Origin of the sequence: Carboxylicivirga mesophila (assembly GCF_018271975.1) — a bacterium.
GTDB lineage: Bacteria > Bacteroidota > Bacteroidia > Bacteroidales > Marinilabiliaceae > Carboxylicivirga > Carboxylicivirga mesophila.
In genome coordinates this window covers 69423-96335 of sequence record NZ_JAGUCN010000002.1, presented here as the reverse complement: position 1 = coordinate 96335, position 26913 = coordinate 69423, and the positions used below count along the sequence as shown (strand labels likewise).

The 26913-nt window shown below is 41.5% G+C and carries 19 protein-coding genes; 3 read left to right on the top strand and 16 right to left on the bottom strand.

The genetic code is table 11. The annotated features are described in order from the left end of the window. Positions 1–92: 92 nt before the first annotated feature. The 5 genes from rprY to KEM09_RS02470 all read right to left on the bottom strand — a co-directional run bounded on the left by rprY (position 93) and on the right by KEM09_RS02470 (position 4680). Positions 93–776 (bottom strand): response regulator transcription factor RprY, encoded by a 684-nt coding sequence (gene rprY, locus KEM09_RS02490; protein WP_212192951.1) that lies wholly within the window; start codon positions 774–776, stop codon positions 93–95. Beyond that, positions 749–2335, bottom strand: coding sequence for a sensor histidine kinase (locus tag KEM09_RS02485; RefSeq protein ID WP_212224988.1), 1587 nt, complete (start codon positions 2333–2335; stop codon positions 749–751). The genes rprY and KEM09_RS02485 overlap by 28 nt, the downstream gene beginning before the upstream one ends. 85 nt (positions 2336–2420) lie before the next feature. Further along, on the bottom strand, positions 2421–3161 hold the full coding sequence (gene rnc / locus KEM09_RS02480) for a ribonuclease III (protein WP_212224986.1): 741 nt from the start codon (positions 3159–3161) through the stop codon (positions 2421–2423). Between the two features lie 6 nt (positions 3162–3167). Then, complete coding sequence (fabF, locus tag KEM09_RS02475) at positions 3168–4415, bottom strand: beta-ketoacyl-ACP synthase II (protein ID WP_212224984.1); 1248 nt, start codon at positions 4413–4415, stop codon at positions 3168–3170. A 28-nt stretch (positions 4416–4443) separates the two neighbouring features. Beyond that, positions 4444–4680: an acyl carrier protein gene (locus KEM09_RS02470; protein ID WP_200466673.1), complete on the bottom strand. Its 237-nt coding sequence runs from the start codon at positions 4678–4680 to the stop codon at positions 4444–4446. 174 nt (positions 4681–4854) lie between these two features. Between KEM09_RS02470 and purN the strand changes: the two genes are divergently transcribed. Then, positions 4855–5418 (top strand): phosphoribosylglycinamide formyltransferase, encoded by a 564-nt coding sequence (gene purN, locus KEM09_RS02465; protein WP_212224976.1) that lies wholly within the window; start codon positions 4855–4857, stop codon positions 5416–5418. A gap of 130 nt (positions 5419–5548) precedes the next feature. On the opposite strand, the gene KEM09_RS02460 is transcribed toward purN, so the two are convergent. The 8 genes from KEM09_RS02460 to KEM09_RS02425 form a co-directional block, all read right to left on the bottom strand. Beyond that, positions 5549–6820: a M23 family metallopeptidase gene (locus KEM09_RS02460; protein ID WP_212224974.1), complete on the bottom strand. Its 1272-nt coding sequence runs from the start codon at positions 6818–6820 to the stop codon at positions 5549–5551. 69 nt (positions 6821–6889) lie between these two features. Next, on the bottom strand, positions 6890–7759 hold the full coding sequence (locus KEM09_RS02455; protein WP_212224972.1) for a YitT family protein: 870 nt from the start codon (positions 7757–7759) through the stop codon (positions 6890–6892). 217 nt (positions 7760–7976) lie between these two features. Next, complete coding sequence (gene leuS, locus KEM09_RS02450; RefSeq protein WP_212224970.1) at positions 7977–10760, bottom strand: leucine--tRNA ligase; 2784 nt, start codon at positions 10758–10760, stop codon at positions 7977–7979. A gap of 230 nt (positions 10761–10990) precedes the next feature. Then, on the bottom strand, positions 10991–11470 hold the full coding sequence (locus tag KEM09_RS02445) for a hypothetical protein (RefSeq protein ID WP_212224956.1): 480 nt from the start codon (positions 11468–11470) through the stop codon (positions 10991–10993). 50 nt (positions 11471–11520) lie between these two features. Continuing rightward, positions 11521–12225, bottom strand: a complete 705-nt coding sequence (locus KEM09_RS02440; RefSeq protein ID WP_212224954.1) for a DUF6261 family protein — start codon at positions 12223–12225, stop codon at positions 11521–11523. A gap of 535 nt (positions 12226–12760) precedes the next feature. After that, a complete protein-coding gene (locus KEM09_RS02435) occupies positions 12761–13735 on the bottom strand; it encodes a transglutaminase domain-containing protein (RefSeq protein WP_212224946.1) in 975 nt (324 codons plus the stop codon). 204 nt (positions 13736–13939) lie between these two features. Continuing rightward, the gene (locus tag KEM09_RS02430; protein WP_212224944.1) at positions 13940–14449 is read right to left on the bottom strand and encodes a hypothetical protein; all 510 of its coding nucleotides are present in this window, start codon (positions 14447–14449) and stop codon (positions 13940–13942) included. A 140-nt stretch (positions 14450–14589) separates the two neighbouring features. Then, entirely contained in the window at positions 14590–15939 is a 1350-nt protein-coding gene (locus KEM09_RS02425; protein WP_212224942.1) for a sigma-54-dependent transcriptional regulator, read from the bottom strand. 248 nt (positions 15940–16187) lie between these two features. Here KEM09_RS02425 and porW point away from each other — a divergent pair, with 248 nt between their 5' ends. Both porW and porX read left to right on the top strand, forming a co-directional pair. Next, complete coding sequence (porW, locus tag KEM09_RS02420) at positions 16188–19604, top strand: type IX secretion system periplasmic lipoprotein PorW/SprE (RefSeq protein WP_212224941.1); 3417 nt, start codon at positions 16188–16190, stop codon at positions 19602–19604. Positions 19605–19665: 61 nt separating this feature from the next. Then, positions 19666–21225 carry a T9SS response regulator signal transducer PorX gene (porX, locus tag KEM09_RS02415; protein ID WP_212224939.1) on the top strand — a complete coding sequence of 520 codons (1560 nt, stop codon included), beginning with the start codon at positions 19666–19668 and terminating at the stop codon, positions 21223–21225. A 67-nt stretch (positions 21226–21292) separates the two neighbouring features. Here porX and KEM09_RS02410 read toward each other — a convergent pair whose 3' ends face one another. The 3 genes from KEM09_RS02410 to KEM09_RS02400 form a co-directional block, all read right to left on the bottom strand. Beyond that, entirely contained in the window at positions 21293–23848 is a 2556-nt protein-coding gene (locus KEM09_RS02410) for an adenosylcobalamin-dependent ribonucleoside-diphosphate reductase (protein WP_212224937.1), read from the bottom strand. A gap of 434 nt (positions 23849–24282) precedes the next feature. Beyond that, positions 24283–25515 (bottom strand): 3-deoxy-D-manno-octulosonic acid transferase, encoded by a 1233-nt coding sequence (locus KEM09_RS02405; RefSeq protein WP_212224924.1) that lies wholly within the window; start codon positions 25513–25515, stop codon positions 24283–24285. 128 nt (positions 25516–25643) lie between these two features. After that, positions 25644–26819 (bottom strand): phosphoglycerate kinase, encoded by a 1176-nt coding sequence (locus tag KEM09_RS02400; protein WP_212224922.1) that lies wholly within the window; start codon positions 26817–26819, stop codon positions 25644–25646. Positions 26820–26913 lie beyond the last annotated feature (94 nt).

Sequence of the window (26913 nt, the reverse complement as noted above, 5' to 3'; positions counted from 1 at the left end):
TTAACAATTGCATTGCCAAGTTACTAAATCTGACAAAAAAAACGCCTGACCAATGGCCAGACGGTGTCATATCTTATCGAAATGTGTATCTGTTACATTACAAGCTTATAGCCCTTACCATGTACATTAATAATTTCAACACTTGGCTCATCTTTAAGATGCTTTCTTAGCTTCGTGATGTAAACGTCCATACTACGCGCATTGAAGTAGTTATCATCTACCCAAATGGTTTTCAAAGCAAAATTACGCTCTAATACTTTGTTCGCGTTGGTACATAATAGCTTGAGCAATTCCGACTCTTTAGTTGTCAGTTTGATGGTATTCTCACCTTCAATCAGCTGCTGCTTCTGAGTATCAAACTTATATTTTCCAAGTTGATAGAACTCTTGGGCTGTATTCCCCCCCTTGGTACGGCGTAAGATAGCTTCAATACGGAACAATAATTCTTCCATGCTGAAAGGCTTGGTCAGATAATCATCGGCCCCTATCTTAAAACCCTGAAAGATATCTTCCTTTAACGACTTAGCAGTCAAGAAGATAATTGGCACTTCAGTGTTTACCATTCTGATATCTTTAGCCAATGAAAACCCATCTTTTTTAGGCATCATAACATCCAGAATACAGATATCGTATTTGTTAGCCATAAACGCTTTATAGCCTTCTTCGCCATCAGGTAATAAATCAGTCTTCAAACCTTTTGCTTCTAAATATTCGCGAAGCAACATACCTAGATTCTCATCATCTTCGGTTAGGAGGATTTTATATTCTTTTTCCATTCTTTTGTGTTTTTTAGAGGTAGGAAAATGTCAAATTTTGTGCCAACTTCTATTTCGCTCTCAACGGAAATCTGACCACCATGGTCATCAATGATTTTTTTCACATATGCAAGACCTAATCCAAAGCCTTTTACATTATGCACATTACCCGTTGGAACACGATAAAATTTTTCAAATATTCGTTTGAGGTTATCCTTTGATATCCCCATGCCATTATCTTTAACAGAAATAACGATTCCATTGTTTTTGTTCCATGTTTTTACATAAAGCACAGGAGCCCCTTTCCTGTATTTAACGGCATTGTCGAGCAAGTTATAAATAACATTTGTAAAATGCACCTCATCTACGGTAATAATGCTGTTTTTTGCTTCCAGCCGTTCAAATATTTTACCTTGCTGATTCTCAACCTTAATACGGAAGTTATTGGTTACATGATGTATCAAGTCATTTACATCCAATCGCTTAAGCTTAAGACCAGACTTTCCTTTCTCAAAGATAGCCATCTGCAGCACTTTCTCCACCTGAAAACTCAATCGCTTACTTTCATCTTGTATCACACCTGAGATGTGTTGCAAAGTCTTAGGCGTTTTTGCCACCGAGCCGTCTTTTAACATCTGCGATGCCAGCGATATGGTTGAGATAGGGGTTTTAAACTCATGGGTCATGTTGTTGATAAAGTCGTTCTTTATCTGATCCAATCGCTTTTGCCTTACAATAATAATAATGGTTACAATAGACAGTAAAATAACAATCAGTGTAAATGCGGCTGATGGTACCACCAATCCCATAGATTCCAAAATTGGATTTGGCTTCTCTGGAAAATGTAACTTCAGATAATTGGCTTGTTTATGATAGTCATTGGGGAATAACAATGATGAATATAAATCAGAAGGCTTATGCTTTTCATAATTCTTGGTTTGGTGCACTGTTTGCGCTTTCGAATTAATGATAGCAAACTCAAACGGCACCACTATCCCTTTCTCCTCAAGATGCTGAAATATATATTGTTCCAATCGAAAAACATCAATACGATTCTCTATTGGTTCATCCTGCAGTAATGCTTTTTCCTGTGCCTCACGCTGCTTATTGTAACGACGACGCCACTCATTTTGAATGGCACTCATGGCTCCCGTAAACGGATCCGACCGTTCGCTGCTAATATATTGGGTCCTGCCTTGAAAAGTAGTCACCAGTGAGTCTCTGAAATATTGAGAAAAACTATATACGCCAGAGGCATTTAGATTAAACTGAATACTGATATCTTCCTGAACAACACCATTATCAATTTTTTCTTTTCCCTTAAAATATTTATTATCGCTGCGCAGCTTGGCTGGTACATTACTGTTATCAAATGAAAACTGCGGACTGCGGGCAAACCGCATGTCTTCGTCCTTCTCTAAGCGCAGAACCACCTGATCCAGTGCCTGCATGACAGATTTATCAAACTGCTCTTCTTCAATCTTTGAAGCATTTAAAATCCACATGGCCTGAATGTATGTGATTCCAACCAATGCTATGGCCATTATTATAGTTAGCCCAAGAATGAATTTTTTACTCATAGAAACAAAAATAGCAGGCTAAAAGGATTATCCTCTCTAATTAACATTAATTAACAGCACTTTTCTCTAATGGCATGCTAATCACTTAATTTGCATCCTTATTCCGTAAAACTCTGAGAGCTATTTTAGCGGCATTTTGCTGAGCTTCTTTTTTGGAAAAGCCTTCCCCCTGACCAATCACTTCGCCATCTACAGCAGCCCGAGAAATAAAAGTGGGTGCTATAGCGTCAGTCAGATGCTTTTCTTCGGTAATAAAGTGCACACTGCGTTTATGCTTTTGTCCAAGCTCAATCAGCAACGACTTGTAATTACTATCTTTTCTGGCAATCGCTTTCAGATCGATATAGCGATCAATTATACGCTCAACTATAAATTTTTCACAATTCTTATAACCCTTATCTACATATACTGCACCAATCAATGCTTCTAAAGCATCACCCAATATACTGGTTTGAGCAATATCAATTTTTGATTGTGCATCAATCCAGTTGCCTAATCCCATTTTTAATGCGATTTTATTCAGACGATTGCGATTAACTATGCGAGAGCGGGTTTTGGTAAGAAATCCCTCGTTTTTTGTAGGGAAATGCTTGTATAACTGGTCAGCAACAATGGCTCCAAGCATTGCATCACCTAAAAACTCCAGGCGTTCATTATTAACAAAGCGCTTATCCCCCCCCTTTTTCATGGCGGACTTATGGATAAAAGCCTGTTGGTAAATTTGAATATTATCAGGCTTTATACCTGTTGCATCCTTTATAAAACTATAAAACTTTTCCCTCCTTGGAGAGAAAAGTTTTATAATGTGCAAAAGCGGTTTAATCACAGCTTTTTACAATGCTTTAAATACCACAGATGCATTGTGACCACCGAATCCAAATGTATTGGATAAAGCCACTTTAACAGTACGTTCCTGCGCCTTATCAAATGTAAAATTCAGCGCATTGTCAATTTCCGGATCATCTACAAAGTGGTTAATGGTTGGCGGTACAATACCGTTCTTAATGGCAAGGATACAAGCCATAGACTCTACAGCCCCGGCTGCTCCAAGCAAGTGTCCGGTCATGGATTTTGTTGAACTGATGTTCAATTTAAAGGCATGCTCACCAAAAACTTCTTTAATAGCTTTGGTTTCAGCAATATCACCTAACGGCGTAGATGTACCATGTACATTGATATAATCTACTTCAGTTGGATCAATATTGTTATCCTTTAAAGCATTTTCCATAACCCTCTTTGCTCCCAATCCCTCAGGATGCGGTGCTGTTAAGTGATGAGCGTCGGCTGTCATACCTGCACCTACTATTTCACAGTAGATGTTGGCACCACGGGCCACGGCATGCTCATATTCTTCAAGAATAATAGAAGCACCTCCTTCTCCCATCACAAATCCATCACGCTCCTTATCGAATGGACGAGATGCAGTTTTAGGATCATCATTACGGGTTGACAAAGCTTGCATAGCATTAAATCCGCCAACACCGGCTTCATTAATAGCAGCTTCTGAACCTCCTGTTACAAATGCTTTAGCTTTACCTAAACGGATTAAGTTATAGGCATCGCCAATTGCGTTAGTTGATGAAGCACAAGCCGAAACTGTACCGAAGTTTGGTCCACGGAAACCATATTTCATTGAAATATGCCCAGGAGCAATATCAGCAATCATTTTCGGAATAAAGAAAGGACTCAAACGTGGTGTTCCATCCCCTTTAGCAAATCCTGACACTTCATCAAGGAAAGTCTTCAATCCGCCGATTCCAGCGCCCCAGATTACACCAACCTCGTTAGTGTCAATCCCGTCGGCATCAAGCTTTGCATCAGCAATAGCCTGATCGGCTGCAATCATAGCATATTGAGCGTAAAGATCGAGCTTGCGCACTTCTTTACGATCAAAATACTCTTTCGGATCATAGTTCTTTACCTCACACGCAAATTGCGTTTTGAATTTAGAGGCGTCAAATTGAGTAATAGGTGCAGCACCACTTACTCCATTAACCAGGTTCGTCCATGTCTCTTCAACAGTCTTACCCAGCGGGGTAATGGCACCCAGCCCCGTAACAACTACTCTTTTTAACTCCATAACTACTTTTAACGTATCCTACTCTTTCTTACTTTGCGTTTTCTTCGATGTAAGCAACAGCATCACCTACTGTACCGATATTCTCAGCCTGATCATCTGGAATAGCAATGTTGAATTCCTTTTCGAATTCCATAATTAATTCTACAGTGTCAAGTGAGTCAGCTCCTAAGTCGTTAGTGAAGCTAGCTTCTGGTGTAACTTCAGTCTCGTCAACTCCCAACTTGTCTACGATAATTGCTTTTACTCTTGATGCAACGTCTGACATAGCTCTAAGTTTTTTTAAATTAATACTAATAAAATGTTCTTAAACAACTTTGCAAAGAAATACATTTGTGGATAATAATTCAAACTTCGTGTAAAGAAATTAACATTTCATGGTCATTTTTGGCTATTTTTGTTCCTGATTTTTGCTATTATTTAAACGCGCAAATACAAGAAAATGAAAAAGATAGTTCTCTTTGCATCCGGCTCCGGATCAAATGTGGAAAACATTGTTAAATATTTTAAAGAAAACGGTAAGGTCGAAATAAGCAAGGTCTATACAAACAATCCAAATGCCTATGTAATAGAACGTTGTAAACAACAAGGAGTCCCTTGCATGGTATTTGGTCGAAAAGAATTCGCCCAAAACCTCTTAGTTTTAGAGGATTTACGCGCGATTGACCCCGATCTGATTGTGCTCGCCGGCTTCCTTTGGCTGGTACCTGGTGCCTATGTAAATGCCTTTCCTGATAAAATTATCAATATTCATCCGGCACTTCTGCCTAAATATGGAGGCAAAGGGATGTATGGTCAGCGTGTGCATGAAGCGGTGGTGGCCAATGGCGAATCTGAATCGGGTATTACCATCCACTATGTCAATGAGAAATACGATGAGGGTAATATTATATGTCAGGCCAAATGTGAAGTATTGGCTGGTGACACGTCTGACGAAGTGGCTTCAAAGGTGCATCAACTGGAATATGAATATTTCCCTAAGACCATCGAGAAACTACTTATTTAAAAGACCTTATAACCTCAGTTTATCCGGGAATCAATATTTCAATCAGTGAATAAAACATATGAAAGTTGAATTGATTATAAACAAGAAAAGGAGCTGTTAAGCTCCTTTTCTTGTTTCATTCATATCTCTTCTATTCCGATACTGGCAAAGGGATCGCATCAACCTTAAGCTTCAGCGGTGTAATATAACTTTTATAGTCTTGCATATGCTCTTCCTTAACCGGATTAACCGGAGGGGCATCAATTTTCAGAGGATCAACCGGATGACCATTTTTATAAACTCTGAAATCAAGATGCGGCCCGGTAGACAATCCGGTAGAACCAACATAACCAATGAGTTGCCCCTGACGAACCTGTGTACCCTTGCTAATACCTTTGGCAAATCCGTGTAAGTGCATATACACTGTCGTATAAACACTGTTGTGCTTAATTTTAATGTAATTACCACCACCACGTTTTTGATAGTCTCTGGCAATTACCCGACCATCACCCAAAGCATAAACTGGGGTACCGGTTGGTGCAGCATAATCAATTCCATGGTGTGGCCGCCTGATTTTTAGCACCGGATGCAGGCGACTATTTGAAAAACGACTGCTAATGCGTGAGAACTTCAGTGGGGCCTTCAAAAAGGCTTTGCGCAAACTCTGCCCCTCTTCATCAAAAAAGTGCTTTACACTATCCTCCTCATAGTTGAATGCATAATAATCCCGACCCCGATGATGAAAAACAGCTGCCTGTATCTCTCCTATTCCAATACTTACACTATCCACATATAGTTCATTGTAATACACCTTAAAGTTATCTCCCTTTTCAATACCAAAGAAATCAACCGTCCAGGCAAATATTTCAGACAACTCAATGGCCAGCAAAGGATTGATATCATTCTCTGTCATGGTTACCCACAAGGACGAATTAATGACTCCGGACGCTACCTTAAGCTCCTTTCTGGTTTCCTTAATATCCCGATAAGCATGTATTGAATCACCAAGTGAAACTACCATGTAATCGGTATTATCAATGGCATATACAAAATGCCTGAGTTGCTTTAATGTATCAGGGCTAAAAAACAGGTGATATTGATTACCCACTTTTATCTTGCGTACATCAAATACCGGTTTTGTTTTCTCTACTATTGTATGAATGGTTGGATAATCAACCCCTGCTTTCAGAAAGATATCAGCCAAAAACTGATTACGCTTCACTGTATTTTCTTCTATCTGGAATGAATCAACCGGTAAACCATACAACAAATCAGGTTCCGGTAATTCAATTACCTCCAATGAGTCAAGAGTCTCTTCCGTCACCGGCGATACGGGATGGTTATACCTGTTAACTAACAGGTAAACAACTGGAATTAGCAATAAAACGGCAATAATGGGAATAAATAATTTCTTTTTGGTCATCCTGTTTTGTTTAGAAGTGCATGCAAATTAACAATACACCGGTTAATGTTACAACAGATACCTCAAAAATTATATCTTAATTTTATCGAAACCCTGACCATAGACACCCATTACAGTTCCTACGGTAATGAAAGCATCCGGGTCGATCTGCTTGACCACCTTAAACACTTCCTGAGTCTCACTTTTTCGTGCTATTACCATCAGCACCTTGCGCTCTTCTCCTGAGTAGCCTCCTGTGCCATGTAGGATTGTCAGCCCTCGTTCGGCATCAAAAATAACCGACTTCCTTAACTCTTCCGGCTTTTTGGAGATGATAAAGAACTGTACCGTTTGCTTATTACCCGAAATCACCATATCAACCGTATAGGCTAATATAGCCATAGTCATAAAACCATAAACGACTGTTTCAATTGACGACGTTTGCACCAGAAAAAAGGAAGAAGAAATAATGATAACATCCATTCCAAGCAGCAAACGCCCCAAACTGATGTTCTTATACTTATTAATAATCATGGCGATAATATCAACACCTCCTGTGCTACCACCATTTACAAATACAATACCTGCACCAATTCCGCCAAGTATCCCTCCAATGATGGCGTTCATCATTACTTCGGAAACAACAGGCTCAGAAAACATTGGGCGAAGCAGTGTTAACAAACCGGAAAACACCAGAACACAGTAGATGGTTTTAATACCAAATGAAGCACCCAGTATACGCATAGCCAAAAGGATGAGACCTATATTAATTATCAATGAGGTTAAACCCACATCCCAGCCGGCAACAAAGTATAATATAGTGGCAATACCTGTTAAGCCTCCCCCAACAATTTTGGCCGGAATAAGAAAGGCTGTCCACCCCAGGGTGCCAATTGCCAAACCAATTGTGAGCATCAGGTAGCTTCGGAATTCTTTTAATATGGTTGATGTGTTTTGCATGGTTTTCTGTTTAAATACTTTCAAATGATGATTAATAGCTCATCCCCCTCTCCCTTCGGGTGTCTCCCCAAAGGGAGAATTGATTCAATCTTCCCCTTGGGGGAAGTGCCGCAAGGCGATGGGGTCACAATAAAAAAAAGCTCCGGCTAATCTCAACTTAAAAAAAGCCCAACATAAAACATGTCAGGCTTTTAATACAATTTATTTAGCAAATAGTTTATGCCACTACAATGTTGATAATTTTCTTGGGAACGATGATCACCTTACGCACCGTTTTACCCTCTAACCATTTGGCTGCTGACTCATGCTCCATCACCGATTTCTCAATGTCTGCATTACTCATGTCAGCCGGCAGATCGATTTTGAAACGCATCTTACCATTGAACGATACCGGGTAAGTCACTGAAGACTCCACCAGATAGCTCTCATTCAATTGAGGCCACTGTGCATCACACACTGTAGTATTGTGCCCAAGAGCATGCCAGAGCTCTTCACTCATATGAGGAGCAAATGGTGCCAGTAAGGCCAGCAATGGCTCAAGTATCTCACGCTTGGTGCATTTAAGGTCATTGAGTTCATTCACACAAATCATAAACGCACTAACGCAAGTATTAAATGAGAAGCGCTCCACATCTTCAGTTATCTTCTTGATAGTGCGGTGTAATACCTTTAATTCGTCCGGCGTTGCTTTCTCGTCACTTACCACAAAGGCATCATCCTTATAGAACAAACGCCACGTTTTGCGCAGGAACTTATGAACACCATCGATACCATTGGTATCCCAAGGCTTAGATTGCTCCAATGGCCCCAGGAACATTTCATACAGGCGCAATGTATCGGCACCGTAATCAGCAATAATCGTATCCGGATTCACCACGTTATACATCGACTTGGACATTTTTTCAACGGCCCAGCCACAGATGTATTTCCCATCTTCGAGGATGAACTCAGCGTTGGCATAATCGGGGCTCCATTTTTTGAAGGCTTCCAAATCCAGTTCATCGTTACGTACAATATTTACGTCCACATGAATGGGCTGCACATCGTGTTCTTTGCGAAGATTATATGATACAAATGTGTTAGTACCCTTTTTGCGATAAACAAAATTAGAACGCCCCTGAATCATACCCTGGTTAATCAGCTTCTTGTAGGGCTCGTCTTTAATTACCTCGCCAATATCGAACAGGAACTTGTTCCAGAAACGTGAATAAATCAAGTGACCTGTGGCATGCTCGGTACCTCCTATATACAGGTCAACATCCTGCCAGTACTTGTTAGCTTCCTCACCTACTAATTTCTCCTTGTTCTTGGGGTCCATGTAGCGCAGGTAGTAGGCCGATGAACCGGCAAAGCCCGGCATGGTATTTAGTTCAAGGGGATAGCCCTCTTCTGTTGTCCAGTTTTTGGCTCGACCTAAAGGCGGCTCACCCTGCTCCGTTGGCAAATATTTATCAATCTCAGGTAAGGTCAATGGCAACTTCGACTCGTCCAGCATGTAAGGCATATCATCCTTGTAGTACACAGGGAATGGCTCGCCCCAGTAGCGCTGACGACTAAAGATGGCATCGCGCAGGCGGTAGTTCACCTTAACTTTACCAATGCCTTTTTCAGCAATGTATTCTTTTGTTTTGGCAATGGCCTCCTGCACATCAAGTCCGTTGATGATGCCAGAATTAACCATAGTACCTTCTTTCGAGTCAATTGAGTCTTCCCAGGTCATCGGATCTGTTTCCTCAGCTCCTACCGGTATGACCACCTGTCGGATTGGCAACTCAAAATGCCTGGCAAACGCGAAGTCACGTGAATCGTGCGCCGGCACAGCCATAATGGCACCCGTTCCGTAACCAGCTAACACATAGTCGCTGATCCAAACCGGAATCTCTTCATTGGTTAAAGGGTTGATAGCATAAGCTCCGGAGAAAACACCAGTTACCTTCTTCACTTCAGCCATGCGCTCACGCTCGGTACGCTTCTTTGTCTCCTCAATATACGCATCAACAGCTGCACGCTGCTCAGGTGTTGTCAGTTGATCTACCAATTCACTCTCGGGGGCCAGCACCATAAAGGTCACACCATACACGGTATCGGCACGTGTGGTGAAGATTTCCATCTCCACATCCGATTCTTTCACCTTGAAAGTCATTTCAGCACCTTCCGAACGACCAATCCAGTTACGTTGAATTTCTTTCAGCGAATCGCTCCAATCCACATTATTCAGTCCATCCAGCAAACGCTCAGCATAGGCCGACACACGTAAAGACCACTGGCGCATCACCTTTTGCTCCACAGGGTGACCACCACGCACAGACAAACCTTCCTTCACCTCATCATTGGCCAAAACCGTACCTAATGCAGGACACCAGTTCACCATTGTATCAGCCAGGTATGCCAAACGGTAGTTGAGTAGAATAGTCTGCTGCTCCTTATCGCTCTTAGCCTTCCATTCCTCAGCGGTAAAGCTCAGCTCTTCGCTGCAAGCCAGGTCCAGCCCTTCGGTACCTGTTTGACCAAACACCTCAACCAACTCGCTGATTGGACGTGCCTGCTTGGCCTGATTGCAGTAGTAGTGCTTGAACATCTGGATGAAAGCCCACTGTGTCCAGTGGTAATAGTCAGGATCGCAGGTTTTTACCTCACGGTCCCAGTCGTAACAGAATCCAATTTTATCGAGCTGTTCACGGTAGCGGTTCAGGTTGTTTTCAGTTGTGATAGCCGGGTGCTGACCTGTTTGAATAGCATACTGCTCAGCAGGCAAGCCATAGGCATCATACCCCATTGGGTGCAACACGTTAAAACCGTTTAATCGCTTGTAGCGGCTGTAGATATCAGAAGCAATGTAACCGAGTGGATGTCCTACGTGCAAGCCTGCTCCTGATGGGTAAGGAAACATATCCAACACATAGTACTTGGGGCGACTGTTGTCCACCTCCACTTTGTAAACTTTGTTATCGCTCCAGTGCTTTTGCCACTTTTGTTCTAACTCTTTAAAATTGTATTCCATATTATAAGGTTGAAATGATGCACGTTAGGCATCATCTATTCATTACTTAGATTTCAAAACGCGAAATTAGTAAAACTTATTAAAAGGATATGGTGTAAAGCTTTGTGAAATATGTGATTTAAGACATTTTTACATCTAAGAAGTCTACATATTTTAAAAAGTACAGGTCTTGTTTTCAACTAACCTGTGCTTTTATTCTTCAACTTTTACAAAAAAACTGTTTACATTACCTAGAAAGTAACTTTCACTCCTATCCCGGCTGATGTTGCACCAAAGTTTATTTGTGCCACCTCCTTTGTTTCGTTTATAAGTGTGCCATTGTATATTGCCACGGCTCTTTTGGTGTGCTTTACATAAGCAGTGGAAAAGGGGATAGAAATGGCTATTAATCCAGCGCCAATACCAGCCATTGCCCATTCGGGGTCTCCTCCGGCCAAAGCAGTTCCGCAAGGCCATCCAACCATAAAACCACCAATGAATCCGATTACCGCACCTGCATCATAGTTTTTCTTAGCCTGCAACATAGATTGATAAGCCTCAGGAGATTTGTGCGTAATTTCTAGCAACTGGCGCGGCTTAAGTACTTTTCCATTTTGAGTAAAAACAGTACCCCAACGCTTTTCAACAGAGATAGAGTCCTGCGATTGTGCAACAACACTGGCACCTATAGCAAATAAGGCACATAAAAGAATTAAAATTTGCTTATTCATTATTTGTGTTAGTTTAGATTCTTTCAAATATAGGTTTAATAACAATACGTTCAGCTCACGGTTGTTGAGCTTTTCCGGCGATGGACCGCATCGTTGGCCTGCTTGATACTGCGGGCCACTCCGTCGTACAGGGCCTTATAGCTTTCGGGGTTGATGTGCACCATGGCACGCAGGTACATAACCAGCTTGTGGTTAACCAGCTGTATTAGATCATACTTCAGGACAGTGGCGCTGGGCGTTTTACTCTCCTCCACCCGAGCTTGGTGCCATTGGCGTTCGGCACTTTCGAAATTACGCTGTGCTTTATCCAGCTGCTCAATCAGCTCGCTCATGCCCGATAACTGTGCTACCATGGGAGCCATATCGGCTTGCGTCAGTTGACGCAGCAGGGCATCAATCAAGGTTGATTGGGTCGCGTAATTCTTTTTCACCAAACCAAAGCCATATTTGTCGAGCACCTGTTGCACCTTCTGTGCGGCTGTACTAAGGCTCTTGTCAGGATGATGGACATAGCCCTTATTCAGATACAAGAGGCCGCGGTAGCATTGGTCGCGTTCAGCATCTGCCTGCTGCAGCGTTGATTTATACCGCTGCTTGTGATATTGCTCCTTGAGTCCGGCCATCAGTTTTTCAAGCTCTGCTCTAATCATCAGAATGTGATTATCGCTCAGGGAAGTGCCTCCCAACTGTTCATGGAGCTGCTCAACCAGATAGGTGGCATCTACCGCACGAATCTCGCGAAGAAGTTTGGACATTTTTACCATAGTCAGCACTATATATTATCAACTCGCAGCACCCCGACACCTTTTTTAGATGCTGAATACGAGCCATCTAAAAATAACCATCTTTCCTGATTTGCGCAAGTCGTTAAATCTATAGAATTTAGATTTTACGGTTTTACGTATATTATGATTCAGTTGGTAATATACTATTACGTATTTAGGGATTTTATAAGTTCGATGTGATTCTATGAATCCGTACATACGTAAATAATGAATACTTTAGATTTATTCTTTACGCTTTTACGTAATTTTTAAAATCGGAAGAATTTTATGATTACGCATTTTGTAAATACCTGGTTTATCAGACAAACACTTACAAACGCACCAAAAAAACCTGACCATGGCCGCAATAATCAAATAAACAGGTGGGAGTATCCGGCCGCACAATCCGGATAGCATTAACGAAGAAATCAACAATTTCACAACTCAACAATTCGACAATCCAACAATTCGACAACGTAACAACTTAACAACTCGACAAATAAGCAATTAAGCAAAACGCCCCCATCTACCTTAACTTCACCTGATAGGTCAGCACCATTTCCTCATCGATAACAATGTCGAGGTAGCCCGAGCGCCGGTTCTCCAGGTCGATAGTAAGCATGCGCAGTGCGCCTTTTTCATCAACCCTGGCTGGCTGCATGTATTTCATGTCTCTAAAGGCATAATAGAAAGCATGTGGTTGATTACCGCTTGCCTTCAGTTCAATAACAATTTGGCCCTTGCGTGCTTTTGTGATCTGTCCCTGCCGCGACACCAGTTCAAAGCCTTTTCCAAAGAAGGAATGATACACCAAAGGCTGTTCCGAAAAGTCTTTCAGGGTGCGTTTCGTAAAGTTCCATTGGGGGTCTTCGGGGTAATGGTTGTAGCCAAACACATCGGCTCCGACGGCAAAGTAGGCCGGCGTAAAGTCGGGCACAAACTGCTTCTTCTGATAGTTAACATGGCCGGCTCCCCAGGTAGCATCCACAAAGAGCCACTTATTATTAATACGTATGGCATTCCAGGCATGATCGGCTTTGGGGCGCGACTGCCCAATGTCGCTTACGCCTGTTCGTGAGTATCCACTGATAACTTCGCACCTGATACCACATGCCCTGCATACCAATCGATATAATTCGGAGTAGCCCTGGCAGACAGCCTTTTTCTTTTTCAGCGTCTCCATGGCGAGCTCTTCTCTCAGAGCTTGCTCCTTTTGTATCTTTTCTGCTTCATTACGATAAGAGTATCGGACTGATTTAATCGTCCGTCCCGAAAAGAAAGCTTTAGCATCGTATTGGATATTCCGGGCCACCCAGGTATAGATGGCAGCTGCCCGGTCGTAGTCCCCCTCAAAATCGGCCATCACCCGCTTACTCAGTTGCTCGTAATGATTAAACCTGGATGGATAAGTATCCACCTTAGTAATCACCTCTTGTTGAATCTGCGCAAGCACCAGGTTACCCAACAACATTAAAAATAGGTAGATTAAAAACGTTCTCATTATAGTAAAAACCTAATTTGTTTATTTTTATTAACCGCGAATTGCTCAAATCTCCACTAATTATTGCTCCGCAACGGCGGAACAATTTGTGTTAATTAGTGAAATTCGTGGTTCAAATTTAATCTAAGGTTAAAAGCTGTTGCATTGCTTAAACAATAGAAGGTTAGAACATTTTTTTAATCTACAAAATCCATGCCTTGGGAATTAATCCAGGCAGGCCATTAGCTGAGCAACACTCTTTTCTCGAACACGCTCAGCTCCAATAGCGTGACTACTAAATGGGAAACTAAAGACAATGGTTTCCTCCGGCCTCATTTCAATGATGTAACCAATACCCCATTGCCATATATTTTTATCGTAGAGCTTTATCTTTTTACTTTCTGTATCAATGTGCGATACAACAAACCGTTTAGGCAAACTCTTTGTCAATTCTTCAAGACTTAGACCCTTTTTGTGTGGCAGCTTGTGATTCTTAACAACCGAGAAGTCGGGAACTTCCATATTGGGACTATCCATATATTCGGCTATGGGTTTTGACACCATCCACTGAACCAAACCCGATATTATAACGATGAGTGTTGGAAAAATAAGTTTCGACAAAAAATCATCTATCTCTTTATCGAACCAATTAAACAAAATTGCACTCAATAAAATAAGAAGCACCCACACCACAGAGGCTACTATTAAGAGGTATTTCCTAATGTACATTTTCATAGTCAGGTATTTAAGACTTGGGTTAAACATTAACATAAAGCTACAAAAAAATCTTAACACCTATTCTGCCTGTTTAGAAATAACTTACTGACAATGAACCTTCTTGTTAGGAGGACGATGGAACAGAAGGTTGAAAACACCTAATTCAACTCCGCTTCTTTATCTCTTTTTATCAGGTTGTAGATAGTGGACTTACCAATATCCAGTTTGGCCGCCACCTTTAACACATTATTATTGTATTTCTTAAGGAAATGACGAATGATGGACTCGGTGTATTCCTTCAGCGTCATCTCACGCCCAAACATCTCCATTTCGCCTTGAGTAGAATTATAGACGATGTGCTCCTCATCAATAATATTAGTGTTAGTTAGCACAGCAGCCAACTCAACAATGGCTTTCAGCTCCCTTACATTACCCGGAAAATTGTAACTCAACAGCTTTTTCTTTGCACGCGGTGTTAAATCAATTTTTTTGAGCCCGTTCTCTTTACAAAAGGCTTTCAGAAAGAAGCTGCTCAGCAGCAGTACATCTTTGTTGCGGTCTTTTAACGATGGCAGATGAATGGGCAGTCCCAGCAATCGATAGTACAAGTCTTCGCGGAAGTTACCTTTGCGCGATTCTTCAGCCAGATCTTTATTGGTGGCTGTAATAATACGTGTATTAATTTTAATAACCGCATTACCACCTACTCGCGTAATCTCTCTTTCCTGCAACACTCTCAGCAACTTCACTTGCAGGTTGAAATCCATTTCGCCAATCTCATCTAGGAATACAGTCCCTCCATCAGCCTCTTCAAACTTCCCTTTTTTGGTATTGATGGCGCCGGTAAAAGCTCCTTTCTCATGTCCAAACAACTCACTCTCGATAAGTTCGCGTGGGATGGCGCCCATATTAACAGCAATAAAAGGCTTATCCTTGCGTGGTGAATTATAATGTATCGTTTTGGCAATTAACTCCTTACCCGTACCTGTCTCACCATATACCGACACATTGATATTGGGTACATTAACGGCTTTATCAATGAGCGCATACACGGCCTTTATTGCCGGGCTGTCACCTATAATGGCATTTTTATAATCGTACTTATTACCTATCTCGCTTTTAAGCTGAGTAATTTCATTCTTAAGCGTTTGCTTGTTTTTAATATTGTTGATAGCGTGCAGCAAGCGCTCTTTAATATTTTCATCTTTGGTAATGTAATCATAGGCTCCTTCTCTCAACAGCTGAACAGCCGTTGACACGTCGTCCTGCCCTGAAATAATAATAACATCAATCTCAGGATTATATCGTTTTATCTTTTTGAGAATTTCATTACCGGTAAAATCTGGCAAACCCAGATCAAGCGTTACAACATCCGGATTATTATCGAGGCTGCGGATAAAATCTTTCCCGTTAAAAAAGGTAGATACCTCATATTCCGGATTGAGTTTAAGCGTGTGTTCAATCAGTTTGTTAAAAACTCTGTCGTCTTCAATGATATTAATTCTCATAATTTAGCTAAATCTACACATCCTCACCAAGAGTGGCCTGAGCCGATAATTGGTAAATTTAAAAATTGTTTTTGCTCTACATGGCTATTTTTGACGATTAATGAAATATTTTTGTCAAATACGAGTTTAGTTAGTTAAAAAGCTATTACTTAAACAAAAGCTATTATTTTTGAATATAAAGACCTTAACAAGGTTGTTTATAACCATACTTAAGGTCTTAGTAATACCTAAAGTCGAAAAGAGAATTCATGATTCTTAGAAAAATCAGCATTATACTTACCCTGCTTTTAGTTTGGAGCTGCAGCACAAAAAAAAACACCTGGGTAAGCCGCAACTATCACAACCTGACTGCCTATTACAATGTTTATTACAACGGCAGAGAAGCTTTTAAAAATGGTGACAAGGCCATAATTGAGGCTTACCAGAATGACTACTCCAATATTTTACCAGTATTTGAATCATCGGATCCTGATGCAGCCACTGTAGCCACTGGTGATATGGATCGGGCCATTGAAAAAGGACAGAAACTCATAAAGAAACATTCGATTACGGCCAAGCCTAAAAAACGGTCGAGAAACAATGCATATGCCGCTGAATTTTACAGCAAAAAGGAATTTAATGCCTGGGTGGATGATGCCTATGTCCTTATCGGTAAGGCTCAGGTATATAAACATGAACAACTGCTGGCCATCCGCACCTTGCAGCAGGTAGTGCGCGACTTCCCCAACTCAGAATCTATGTATGAGGCCTTGTTATGGCAAGCTCGTGCTTATACCGACAAAGGCGATTACATTGGAGCCATGGCAGCCCTTGAAAGTTATGATTTAGGTGGCAATGCTCCACTTGAATTATACCCTGATTATATGGCCGTATACGCCAACCTGCTGCTTGTGCAGGGAAAATCCATTGAGGCAATCCAATACTTGCAAAATGCTGTTAACGACGAATCAAACAAACACAAACGCCTGCGCTACTCCTACATATTGGGGCAATTGTATTTGCTGAACAACCAGCGCAATGAAGCCGCCAGTGCTTTCGCTTATGTGGCTAAAGCAAGTGCCGACTACGAGATGACTTTCAATGCTAAGGTGAACCAGGCATCCATTGTGTACAAAGACGCCAATATCGCAGAAGTTAAAAAGCAGCTCCACAAACTGCGCAAGGATAAGAAGAACAGTGACTACCTGGACCGTATCTACTATGCCTTTGGTAAAGTAGCTCTTCAGGAAAACAATGAAGCAGAAGCGCTGACTAACTTTAAGCGCTCAGTAAATGCCAGTATTGATAACACAAATCAAAAAGGACTATCATACCGTGAAGCTGGAGAGATATACTATAAACGGATGGACTATGCCAATGCCTATTTTTACTACGACAGTGCGTTAACGGTCATTAACGAGGACTATGAGAAACTGGATGAATTGAAGGAACGTCACTATGGGCTAAGCGGATTAGTAGAACACCTCCTAACAGTGGAACGTGAGGATAGCCTGCAGAACCTGGCCGATATGAGCGAACCAGTGCTTTATGCCTACCTCGATAATATCATTGCTGAAAAAGAAGCGGAACAGGAAAAACTCAGAAAAATACAGGAAGAAGAAAGTCTGAGTGATGCATTCTTTTACCAAAACAGGGGTAATTCAAACAACTTTGGCCAAACCGGCAAGTGGTATTTCTACAACCAAACTTCGATGGCTATGGGCAAAATGGAGTTTGAGAAACGCTGGGGCAAGCGCAAACTTGAAGATAACTGGAGACGAAAAGATAAAAGTAAAGTAGCTGACGAACCAACAGACGATCCGTTTGCTATGCCCGACAATCCTTTTGAGCAAGGAGGCTCTGATGCAAATAAAGAAAGTGACAACCAGGCGAATCAGCAGGCCGGCGAAACCAGTCAGGCTGCGCCAACACGTGAGCAACTGCTGGCTGATATACCTCTTAGCAAGGAAAAGCGACAAATATCAGACAAGAAGATTGAGGATGCCTTACTCGAACAAGGGTTGGTTTTTATGGATCGACTCGAAAATTACCCGAAAGCCATTGATGCTTTTGAAGAGTTACTAAACCGCTATCCACAAGCCGAGTCACGTGATGAGGCACTTATAGCCCTGTATAATGCCTATCGCCTCAACGGCGACCAAGGAGGCATGGCAGCTACCCAATCAAGGATCGAACAAGAGTTTCCGAACCACCGCTTTGTGGCTTTCTTAAATGATCCTGACTTCTTACAAAAAATTCAGGATAAGAAAGCAGCTGAATCAAAAGCATATGCAGCCACATATGAAGCCTTCCTGTTTGGCCGCTTCAACGACGTAATTACCAATAGCAGCCGGGCTATTGAAGATATTGAGGGCGAAGCCGTCCTTACTAACAAATACTTATTGCTTCGCGGTTTGTCATATGGCAAACAGGGAGCTGTAGAGGCTTTTAAAACGGACCTCACCACTATTATAAACAATAACAAAGAAAGTGAAGAAGCAGCCTTAGCACAGGCCTTACTGGAACACATTGAAGCTGGCAAAACACCCGTACAGGGAACACTGTTTGCCAATGCTCCAGGCCAAGGTAGTCAGCATCATGCAGAAGCTGATAGCACGATGGATACAACAGAAGAACAAGCAGGTTATCTATACATCGAAAATGAGCCATACGAGTTAGTTGTCATGTCCATCAAAGAAGGTAATATCAATAAAGCTATTTACTATGTGGCCGACTACAACTTCTCACGCTACCTGCTGCATGATTTTGAAATTCAGCAAAAGCGATTACTGGATGGTTCTGCAGCTATTGTTGTCAGTGGTTTTGCCAATCGGGTTGAAGCCATGGATTACTTCTATGGATTGCGGGAAAACCATCAGTTCTTTGGCTTTGAGAAGATAAATAAGGAGGTTATTATCATATCCGAAAGCAATACGAGCAAGTTTTATCTATCCGGATTGGTTAAAGAATACATCGAATTCTTTGATAAGTACTACCTGCAACATGCAGATACTAGGGAATTGGATAAGGTACGGCCAACTGTTCAGCCAGAGGTGACAGACACAATAGCAGAAGAACAAGTGGTGCCACAACAGACATCCGACACTTCTATTACGTCCAACGAAACCATTGGCAGTGACAGTAATGTTGAAACCAGCAAAACAACTGAAATTACTACCCGGGAAGAAGAAGTAATCAGTGCACAAAAGGAAGGTACTGAAGCAACTGTTATTACACCTCCTGCAGAAGTCAAAGATGAAGTTGAAAAACCTGTGACTGTGACTGAGCCTGAAGAGGAAGCATCTGTTCAACCTGAAAAACCGTCTTTATTTGACGAAACCAAAGCAGAAGGTCACCTGGTAGTGGTAATGATTCGAAAAACACGCCTTGATTTTAATCGCGTACATAAAAACTTCGCATCATATACCCGCAATAACATTGGCACCAGTAACAAAGTACAGTTAATTGATTTTGCAGATGACTATCGCATGGTTCAGATTGATGGCTTCAGCAATGCTGATGAAGCCCTGACTTACATAAAAGGTATGGATAAGTACCCGTATCTTACACGCGATTTTAAGCAAAAAGAGCATTACATCTGGGCTATTTCTGCAAGTAACCTTAAGAAACTGGAAGCCTCCGGCGAACCGGATGCGTATGAGACATTCTTTAAATCGACCTATTAATGGTGTGGTATTTGCATAATGCAGATGAATCATTTGATGAACCGACGACTAAAATCTGATTATGACAGATAATAAGATAAATATCCTTTGGGTGGACGACGAAATAGAACACCTGAGGGCTCACATACTTTTTCTCAAGGAAAAAGGTTATGAGATTGATACTGCCACTAATGGGCATGATGCCCTGGAAATGGTCAAAGCCACATTCTACGATTTGATTTTCCTGGATGAGAATATGCCCGGGTTATCTGGACTGGAGACATTAACACAACTGAAAGAATTCCGGTCTGAAGTGCCTGTTATCATGATCACCAAGAGTGAAGAGGAGGATATTATGGATCAGGCCATCGGGAATCAGATTGCCGACTACCTGATTAAGCCTGTTAATCCGCGACAAATATTATTATCCATTAAAAAACACCTTGACAAAAAGGAATTAGTCACCAAAACAACTACGTCGGGCTATCAGTCGCAATTCGGACAAATAGCACTGAAGATAAACGATTCATTTACCCATACCGACTGGGTGGATGTATACCGAAAGTTGATATACTGGGAACTGGAACTGGAACACGGAGACGGCACAATGGATGAGGTGCTGAGCATGCAGAAAAATGAAGCAACTCAAACCTTTACCAAGTTTGTTAAGCGCAATTACCTTGCGTGGCTGAAGAAACCTGAAGAGGCACCTCTGATGTCGAACAGCCTCATTAAGAGCAAAGTCCTCCCATTACTCAACGATGGACAAAAAGTATTTTTCATTGTAATAGATAACTTTAGGTACGACCAGTGGGAAGTATTGAAGAAAACCATTGTGGAAGACTTTGTTATTGAAGATGAGTGCCCGTATTTCAGTATTTTACCAACAGCCACACAATACGCCCGCAATTCAGTATTCTCAGGCTTGCTGCCAGCACAAATAAAAGAACTATACCCTCAATTCTGGGTGGATGATGACAGCGATGAAGGCAAAAATAAATATGAAGCGGAACTATTGGGCACACTTCTGGAGCGCTTTCGCCTCAAACACAGTTACGCCTACCGCAAGATTTCTGATAGTGAGGCTGGTAAAAACCTATTGGAGGAACTACACAGTTTGTTACCAAACGACTTGAACGCTGTTGTATTTAATTTTGTAGATATGCTGTCGCATGCCCGCACTGAAGTAAAGATGATTAAAGAGCTGGCCCCCGACGAAGCAGCCTACCGCTCCCTGACTCAGTCGTGGTATAAGCACTCGGCACTAAGAGAATTACTACTAAAGTTGAAAGATGAAGATATTAAAGTGGTGATTACCACCGACCATGGCACCACTCGCGCACAACATCCGGTTAAGGTAGTTGGTGACAGAAATGTGAATACCAACCTGCGGTATAAGCAAGGTAAAAATCTTTCTTACAAGTCAAAGGAGGTATATGAAGTATTAAAACCAGGTGAAGCATCACTGCCAAGGTATAATGTGTCAACAGCCTATATTTTTGCCTGCAACAATGATTTTTTTGCCTATCCCAACAATTACAACCACTATGTAAGCTATTACCGCGATACATTTCAGCACGGTGGCATATCACTTGAAGAAATGATTATTCCATGCATCACCCTGCGTGGAAGAGGCAATTAAATACCAAAAGAAAAGAGACATCTTAACGGATGTCTCTTTTTCTTTCAGGTTACTTATTTGGCAGATATTAACCACATTTCGATGAACCACAGCTCTTACAAATCAAACACCCTTCCTGGTAGATTAATTCATCAGAACCACAGTTTTCACACTTTCCTTTCTTGGCTTTTGTGCCATTAGGAATGTACTTTTTAAGTGCTCTCTCAACACCATTCTTCCAGGTATTGATTGATTCACTGTCGAGCTGCAAGCCAGCCACCAATTCAATCACACCTTCAATAGGCATTTGGTGACGTAATACGCCTGATATTAGCTTGGCATAGTTCCAGAACTCCTTATCAAATTTGTGCGATAGTCCTTCAATGGTGGTTTTGTAGCCTCGCTTATTGGTAAATTGGAAATCATAACGTGATGTACCATCCTCCTCACGGTTCTTGATGATTTTTCCTGTAAGTACAGATTTTGGCAATAAAATACCATCCTCATCATCTGACAAACCGGTAAATATCTCGTATGGCTTACCATCAATTAAACCAACAAAAGCAATCCACTTTTCTTTGTTATTCTGGAAACGCACCACATCAGCATCCAACTCATCCGGACGCTTTTTAGGAAATCCGGTGGTCTTGTCCTCATCCTTTTTATCATTGGCCACCAATACTCCAGCACGACTACCATCACGATAAACAGTTACGCCTTTACAGCCGCTCTTCCATGCTTCAACATAAAGCTTACCAACCAATTCCTCCGATACATCATTTGGCAGGTTGATGGTCACACTGATGGAGTGATCTACCCACTTTTGAACACCTCCCTGCATGCGTACTTTGCTCACCCAATCCACATCATTGGAAGTAGCCCCATAATAAGGTGACTTGGCTACCAGCTCATCCAACTCTTCCTGGGTGTAGTTTTTGGCTGTTGCATAGCCATTGGCTTCCATCCAAGTCACAAACTTATGATGAAACACGGTGTATTCTTCCCAGCTGTCTCCAACCTCATCCACAAAGTCAACACGCGTTTCAGGATCATTTGGATTCACCTTACGACGTCGCTTATAGACTGGCAGGAATACCGGCTCAATACCCGAAGTGGTTTGTGTCATGAGACTGGTGGTACCCGTTGGCGCAATGGTTAATGCTGCAATATTACGGCGACCATATTTCTTCATCTTTTCAGCCAGCTTAGGGTCGGCTTCAAACAGACGATTGATAAATGGATTGTTAGCTTCCTTAGCTGCATCAAAAATTGGGAATGCGCCACGCTCTTTAGCCAGTTCAACAGAAGAACCATAAGCAGCCAAAGCCAGGTTCTTATGCACCTCAATAGAGAAATCAACAGCTACATCGCTCCCATATTGCAAGTTAAGCGCTGCTAACATATCGCCTTCGGCAGTGATACCTACACCAGTCCGTCGTCCTTCTTCAGCTTTTTTACGGATATTCTCCCACAACTCACGCTCAACACGCTTAACTGTATCACTCTCTGGGTCGGCAATGACCTTTTCCAGGATGCCGTCAATCTTCTCTAATTCAAGGTCGATGATGTCATCCATGATGCGTTGTGCATAACCTACATGCTCACGGAACAACTTAAAGTTGAACTTGGCCTTTGGCGTGAATGGGTTTTCAACGTATGAATACAGGTTTAGTGCAATTAATCGACAACTATCATATGGACACAATGGAATTTCACCACAAGGATTGGTAGAAACCGTTCTGTAGCCTAAATCGGCATAGCAATCAGGCACCGATTCTTTAATGATGGTATCCCAGAAAAGAATACCCGGCTCAGCCGATTTCCAGGCATTATGAACAATCTTCGACCACAATGCAGCTGCGTCAATGTCTTTCGTATATTTAGGTTCTTTCGCACCTACCGGATAGCTTTGTGTGTATTTCTCACCATCAACCACAGCCTGCATAAACTCATCATCAATCTTTACCGATACATTGGCTCCAGTCACTTTGCCCTGCTCCATTTTTGCATCAATAAACGACTCCGAATCGGGGTGTTTAATAGACACGCTAAGCATTAAAGCTCCTCTGCGACCATCCTGCGCCACTTCGCGCGTTGAATTGCTAAAACGCTCCATAAAAGGCACAATACCGGTTGATGTCAATGCCGAGTTTTTAACAGGTGATCCTTTAGGGCGAATGTGAGACAAATCATGACCAACGCCACCACGACGCTTCATCAGTTGTACCTGCTCCTGATCAACCTTCATGATACCACCGTATGAATCAGACGGGCCATCATCACCTATTACAAAACAATTGGATAATGAAGCAATTTGATAGGTATTACCAATACCTGACATGGGCCCACCCTGCGGTACAATGTATTTGAAGTTCTTCAACAGATCATAAAGCTTGGTTACCGTCATAGGATTGGCATACTTCTCCTCTACTCGTGCAATCTCACGGGCCAAACGCCAATGCATTTCATCCGGATTAGACTCATAAATATTACCATCCGAATCTTTAAGGGCATATTTATTTACCCATACACGCGCAGCCAACTCATCTCCTTGAAAATATTCAAGCGAAGCATTAAATGCTTCATCATAGGTATAAGTTTTACTCACATTTTTAGTTTTTAGGTCGATTTCTTTAACAGCCATTTGCTCACAAAAATTTAAGGTGTTGATAAAATGGTATTTAGTATTTTTTTGATTCCCTTTTTACGTGATTGCAAGTTAGCAAAGGTTGATACTTTGAGCAAACAATAGTTTTCAACACCCGACTAAAGTTATCCAAAACTTTTTGCCTAAATACTGTTTTTCATCACTTTAACACTTTACCACCCTTGCAAAAGTTTTCCATTTTGATATTTTTATTAACACAAGAAGGAATTTTCCTATTAGCTATTGTAACTTTCAAAAGGACTGAAATTACTATAAGTATAACGCTATTGCAGCTGCATATGCAGCAATAAAAAATCTGATTGCCATACATAAATTCCATTTTTTGGAATTTTATTAACACACTATTAAATACAAATAAAAAAAGCTGAAAAACATCGTTCTTCAGCTTCTCTATTTAAAAATTTTTAGCATCAATCCTTGTCAAATAGCTCGGCCATAATCAAGCTGGTGGCTCCACACATACTATCTACATATTGACGTGCATTAGCAGACATCGCTTTTAAAGTGTCAGGCTCATCCCATAAGCTTTCCATTTGCCGGTTAAACTCATTGGCATCTTTTACAGAAAAACCGCCCTTACACTCAATCAAATCGCGTGCCTCCTTAAACTTCCTGTAATTCGGCCCAAAAAGCACAGACATGCCATAAGTAGCAGCTTCCAAGGTGTTATGAATTCCCACACCAAATCCACCGCCAATATAAGCTACCTGTCCGTATTTGTAGATAGACGATAGCATACCAATCGTATCGACAATCAATACACGAGCTTTATCGGGCTCTGTTGCCCCTTCGGTATAACGAAAGAATGGCACATTCAGTTTGTCCTCTATCTGCTTGATATGTTCCCTGTGAATTTCATGAGGTGCAATAATCAGCTTAACTCCGTTATTTACTTTTTGGATGTAATTAATTAAGACATCTTCATCAGGTGCCCATGTACTACCAGCCACAATTACTTTCTGACTCGATGCCACGAATCGCTCAATCAATTCGAAATCCTTCGACTCCCCGGCAATGGTGCGTACGCGATCAAAACGCGTATCGCCTGCTACCGAATAGTTGTTAATTCCGATACCGGCTAATAAATTGCCAGACATTTCATCCTGCACATATAACTTATCAAAAGTCTTCAGCATATTACGAAACCAACCACCATATGACTTAAAAAAGGTCTGCTCTTTTCTAAATATCATGGACACTCCATATACGGGCACACGGCACTTTGCCAGCTCACGCAAAAAGTGATGCCAGAATTCATACTTTATGAAAAAGACTTTTTCGGGGTTGACAGCTTGAATAAACGCCTTGGCATTACGCCTTGTGTCTGCCGGCAGATACAAAACATGATCGGCCAAATCAAAATTTTTACGCACCTCATAACCCGATGGAGAAAAGAAGGTAAGGACTACCTTATAATCGGGATGCTGCTCTTTAATCTTCTCAATTATTGGACGACCTTGCTCAAACTCTCCCAAACTGGCAGCATGAATCCACACAACCTTACCTTCCAGCCGCAATTCTTTTAATCTGCGCTGTGTTTCCTTTCGCCCTTCTTGTAGCAACTTAGCTTTTACATTAAATGAAGCCAGCAACTTCAGAGCAATTGAATAAGCACCGATGCCAATATTGTATAGTAACGTCATTGATTAAACTTTTGGGCAAAGATAATAGTAAAAATAAAGGTGATGAGTTGATAAGCTTGAAAGTTGACAGACAAAAAAGCCTGTCAACATACGTCAACAGGCCCTATTAATATATTTTCAGATAATAATTATCCGCGAATCGCTTTAACCCCTGGTAATTCTTTTCCTTCCAGGAACTCAAGAGAAGCACCACCACCTGTAGAGATGTGGCTCATCTTATCAGCTAAACCACTTTGATTAACAGCAGCAACAGAGTCGCCACCACCAATAATAGAAACGGCTGATGAATCAGCTACAGCCTGACAAACACCAAAAGTACCTTTAGAGAAGTTAGGCATTTCGAAACATCCCATAGGACCGTTCCAAACAACCGTTTTAGCACCAGCAATTTCAGCAGCATAAGCAGCCGTTGTTTTTGGACCTACGTCTAATGCCATGCGACCTTCTGGAATATCGTTACCAACTTCCATAATATCTGCATCATCGGCAAATTTATCAGCAGCCAGGTTATCAACAGGCAACATGAAGTTAACGCCATTCTTTTCAGCATCAACCAGAATTTGCTTAGCTGTTTCTACCAAATCTTCCTCTACTAATGAGTTACCTACATTGTGTCCCTGAGCTTTCAGGAAAGTATAAGCCATACCACCACCAATTAAGATAGTATCTACCTTCGTGATTAACGACTTCAACACCTCTAATTTACCTGATACCTTAGCACCACCAACGATAGCAACAAATGGCTTTTCGGCGTTTTCTACAGTATCACCTAGGAATTTAATCTCTTTATCTAAAAGGTAACCTGCCATCTTCTCATCCATAAACTGGGCGATGATAGTGGTAGAAGCATGTGCACGGTGAGCTGTACCGAAAGCATCATTCACATATACATCAGCCAACTCAGCTAACTGCTTTGCAAATCCTTCGTCACCTTTGGTTTCTTCATTGTGGAAACGCAGGTTCTCCAACAACAATACTTCTCCACCTTTAAGTTCAGCAGCCATTGCTTTTACCTCATCACCAATACAATCTGGTGCAAATTTTACATCAACACCTAAAGTAGCAGAAAGATGAGCTACGATATGCTTTAATGAGAACTCTGGCTTAGCCTCGCCCTTAGGACGACCCAAGTGAGACATTAAAATTACAGCTCCGCCATCAGCCAACACTTTTTTGATGGTTGGTACCGCAGCACGAATACGAGTATCGTCTGTAATTTCGAATTTATCATTTAAAGGCACATTAAAATCCACACGGATTATCGCCTTTTTTCCTGCGAAATTAAAACTGTCAATTGCAGCCATTTGTGTATTGATTTTTATAATTCAACAATGAGCCGCAAAGATAAGAAATTAATAGCGGTATTGTGATAAAAATCAGTATTTGAATTGCAATTTA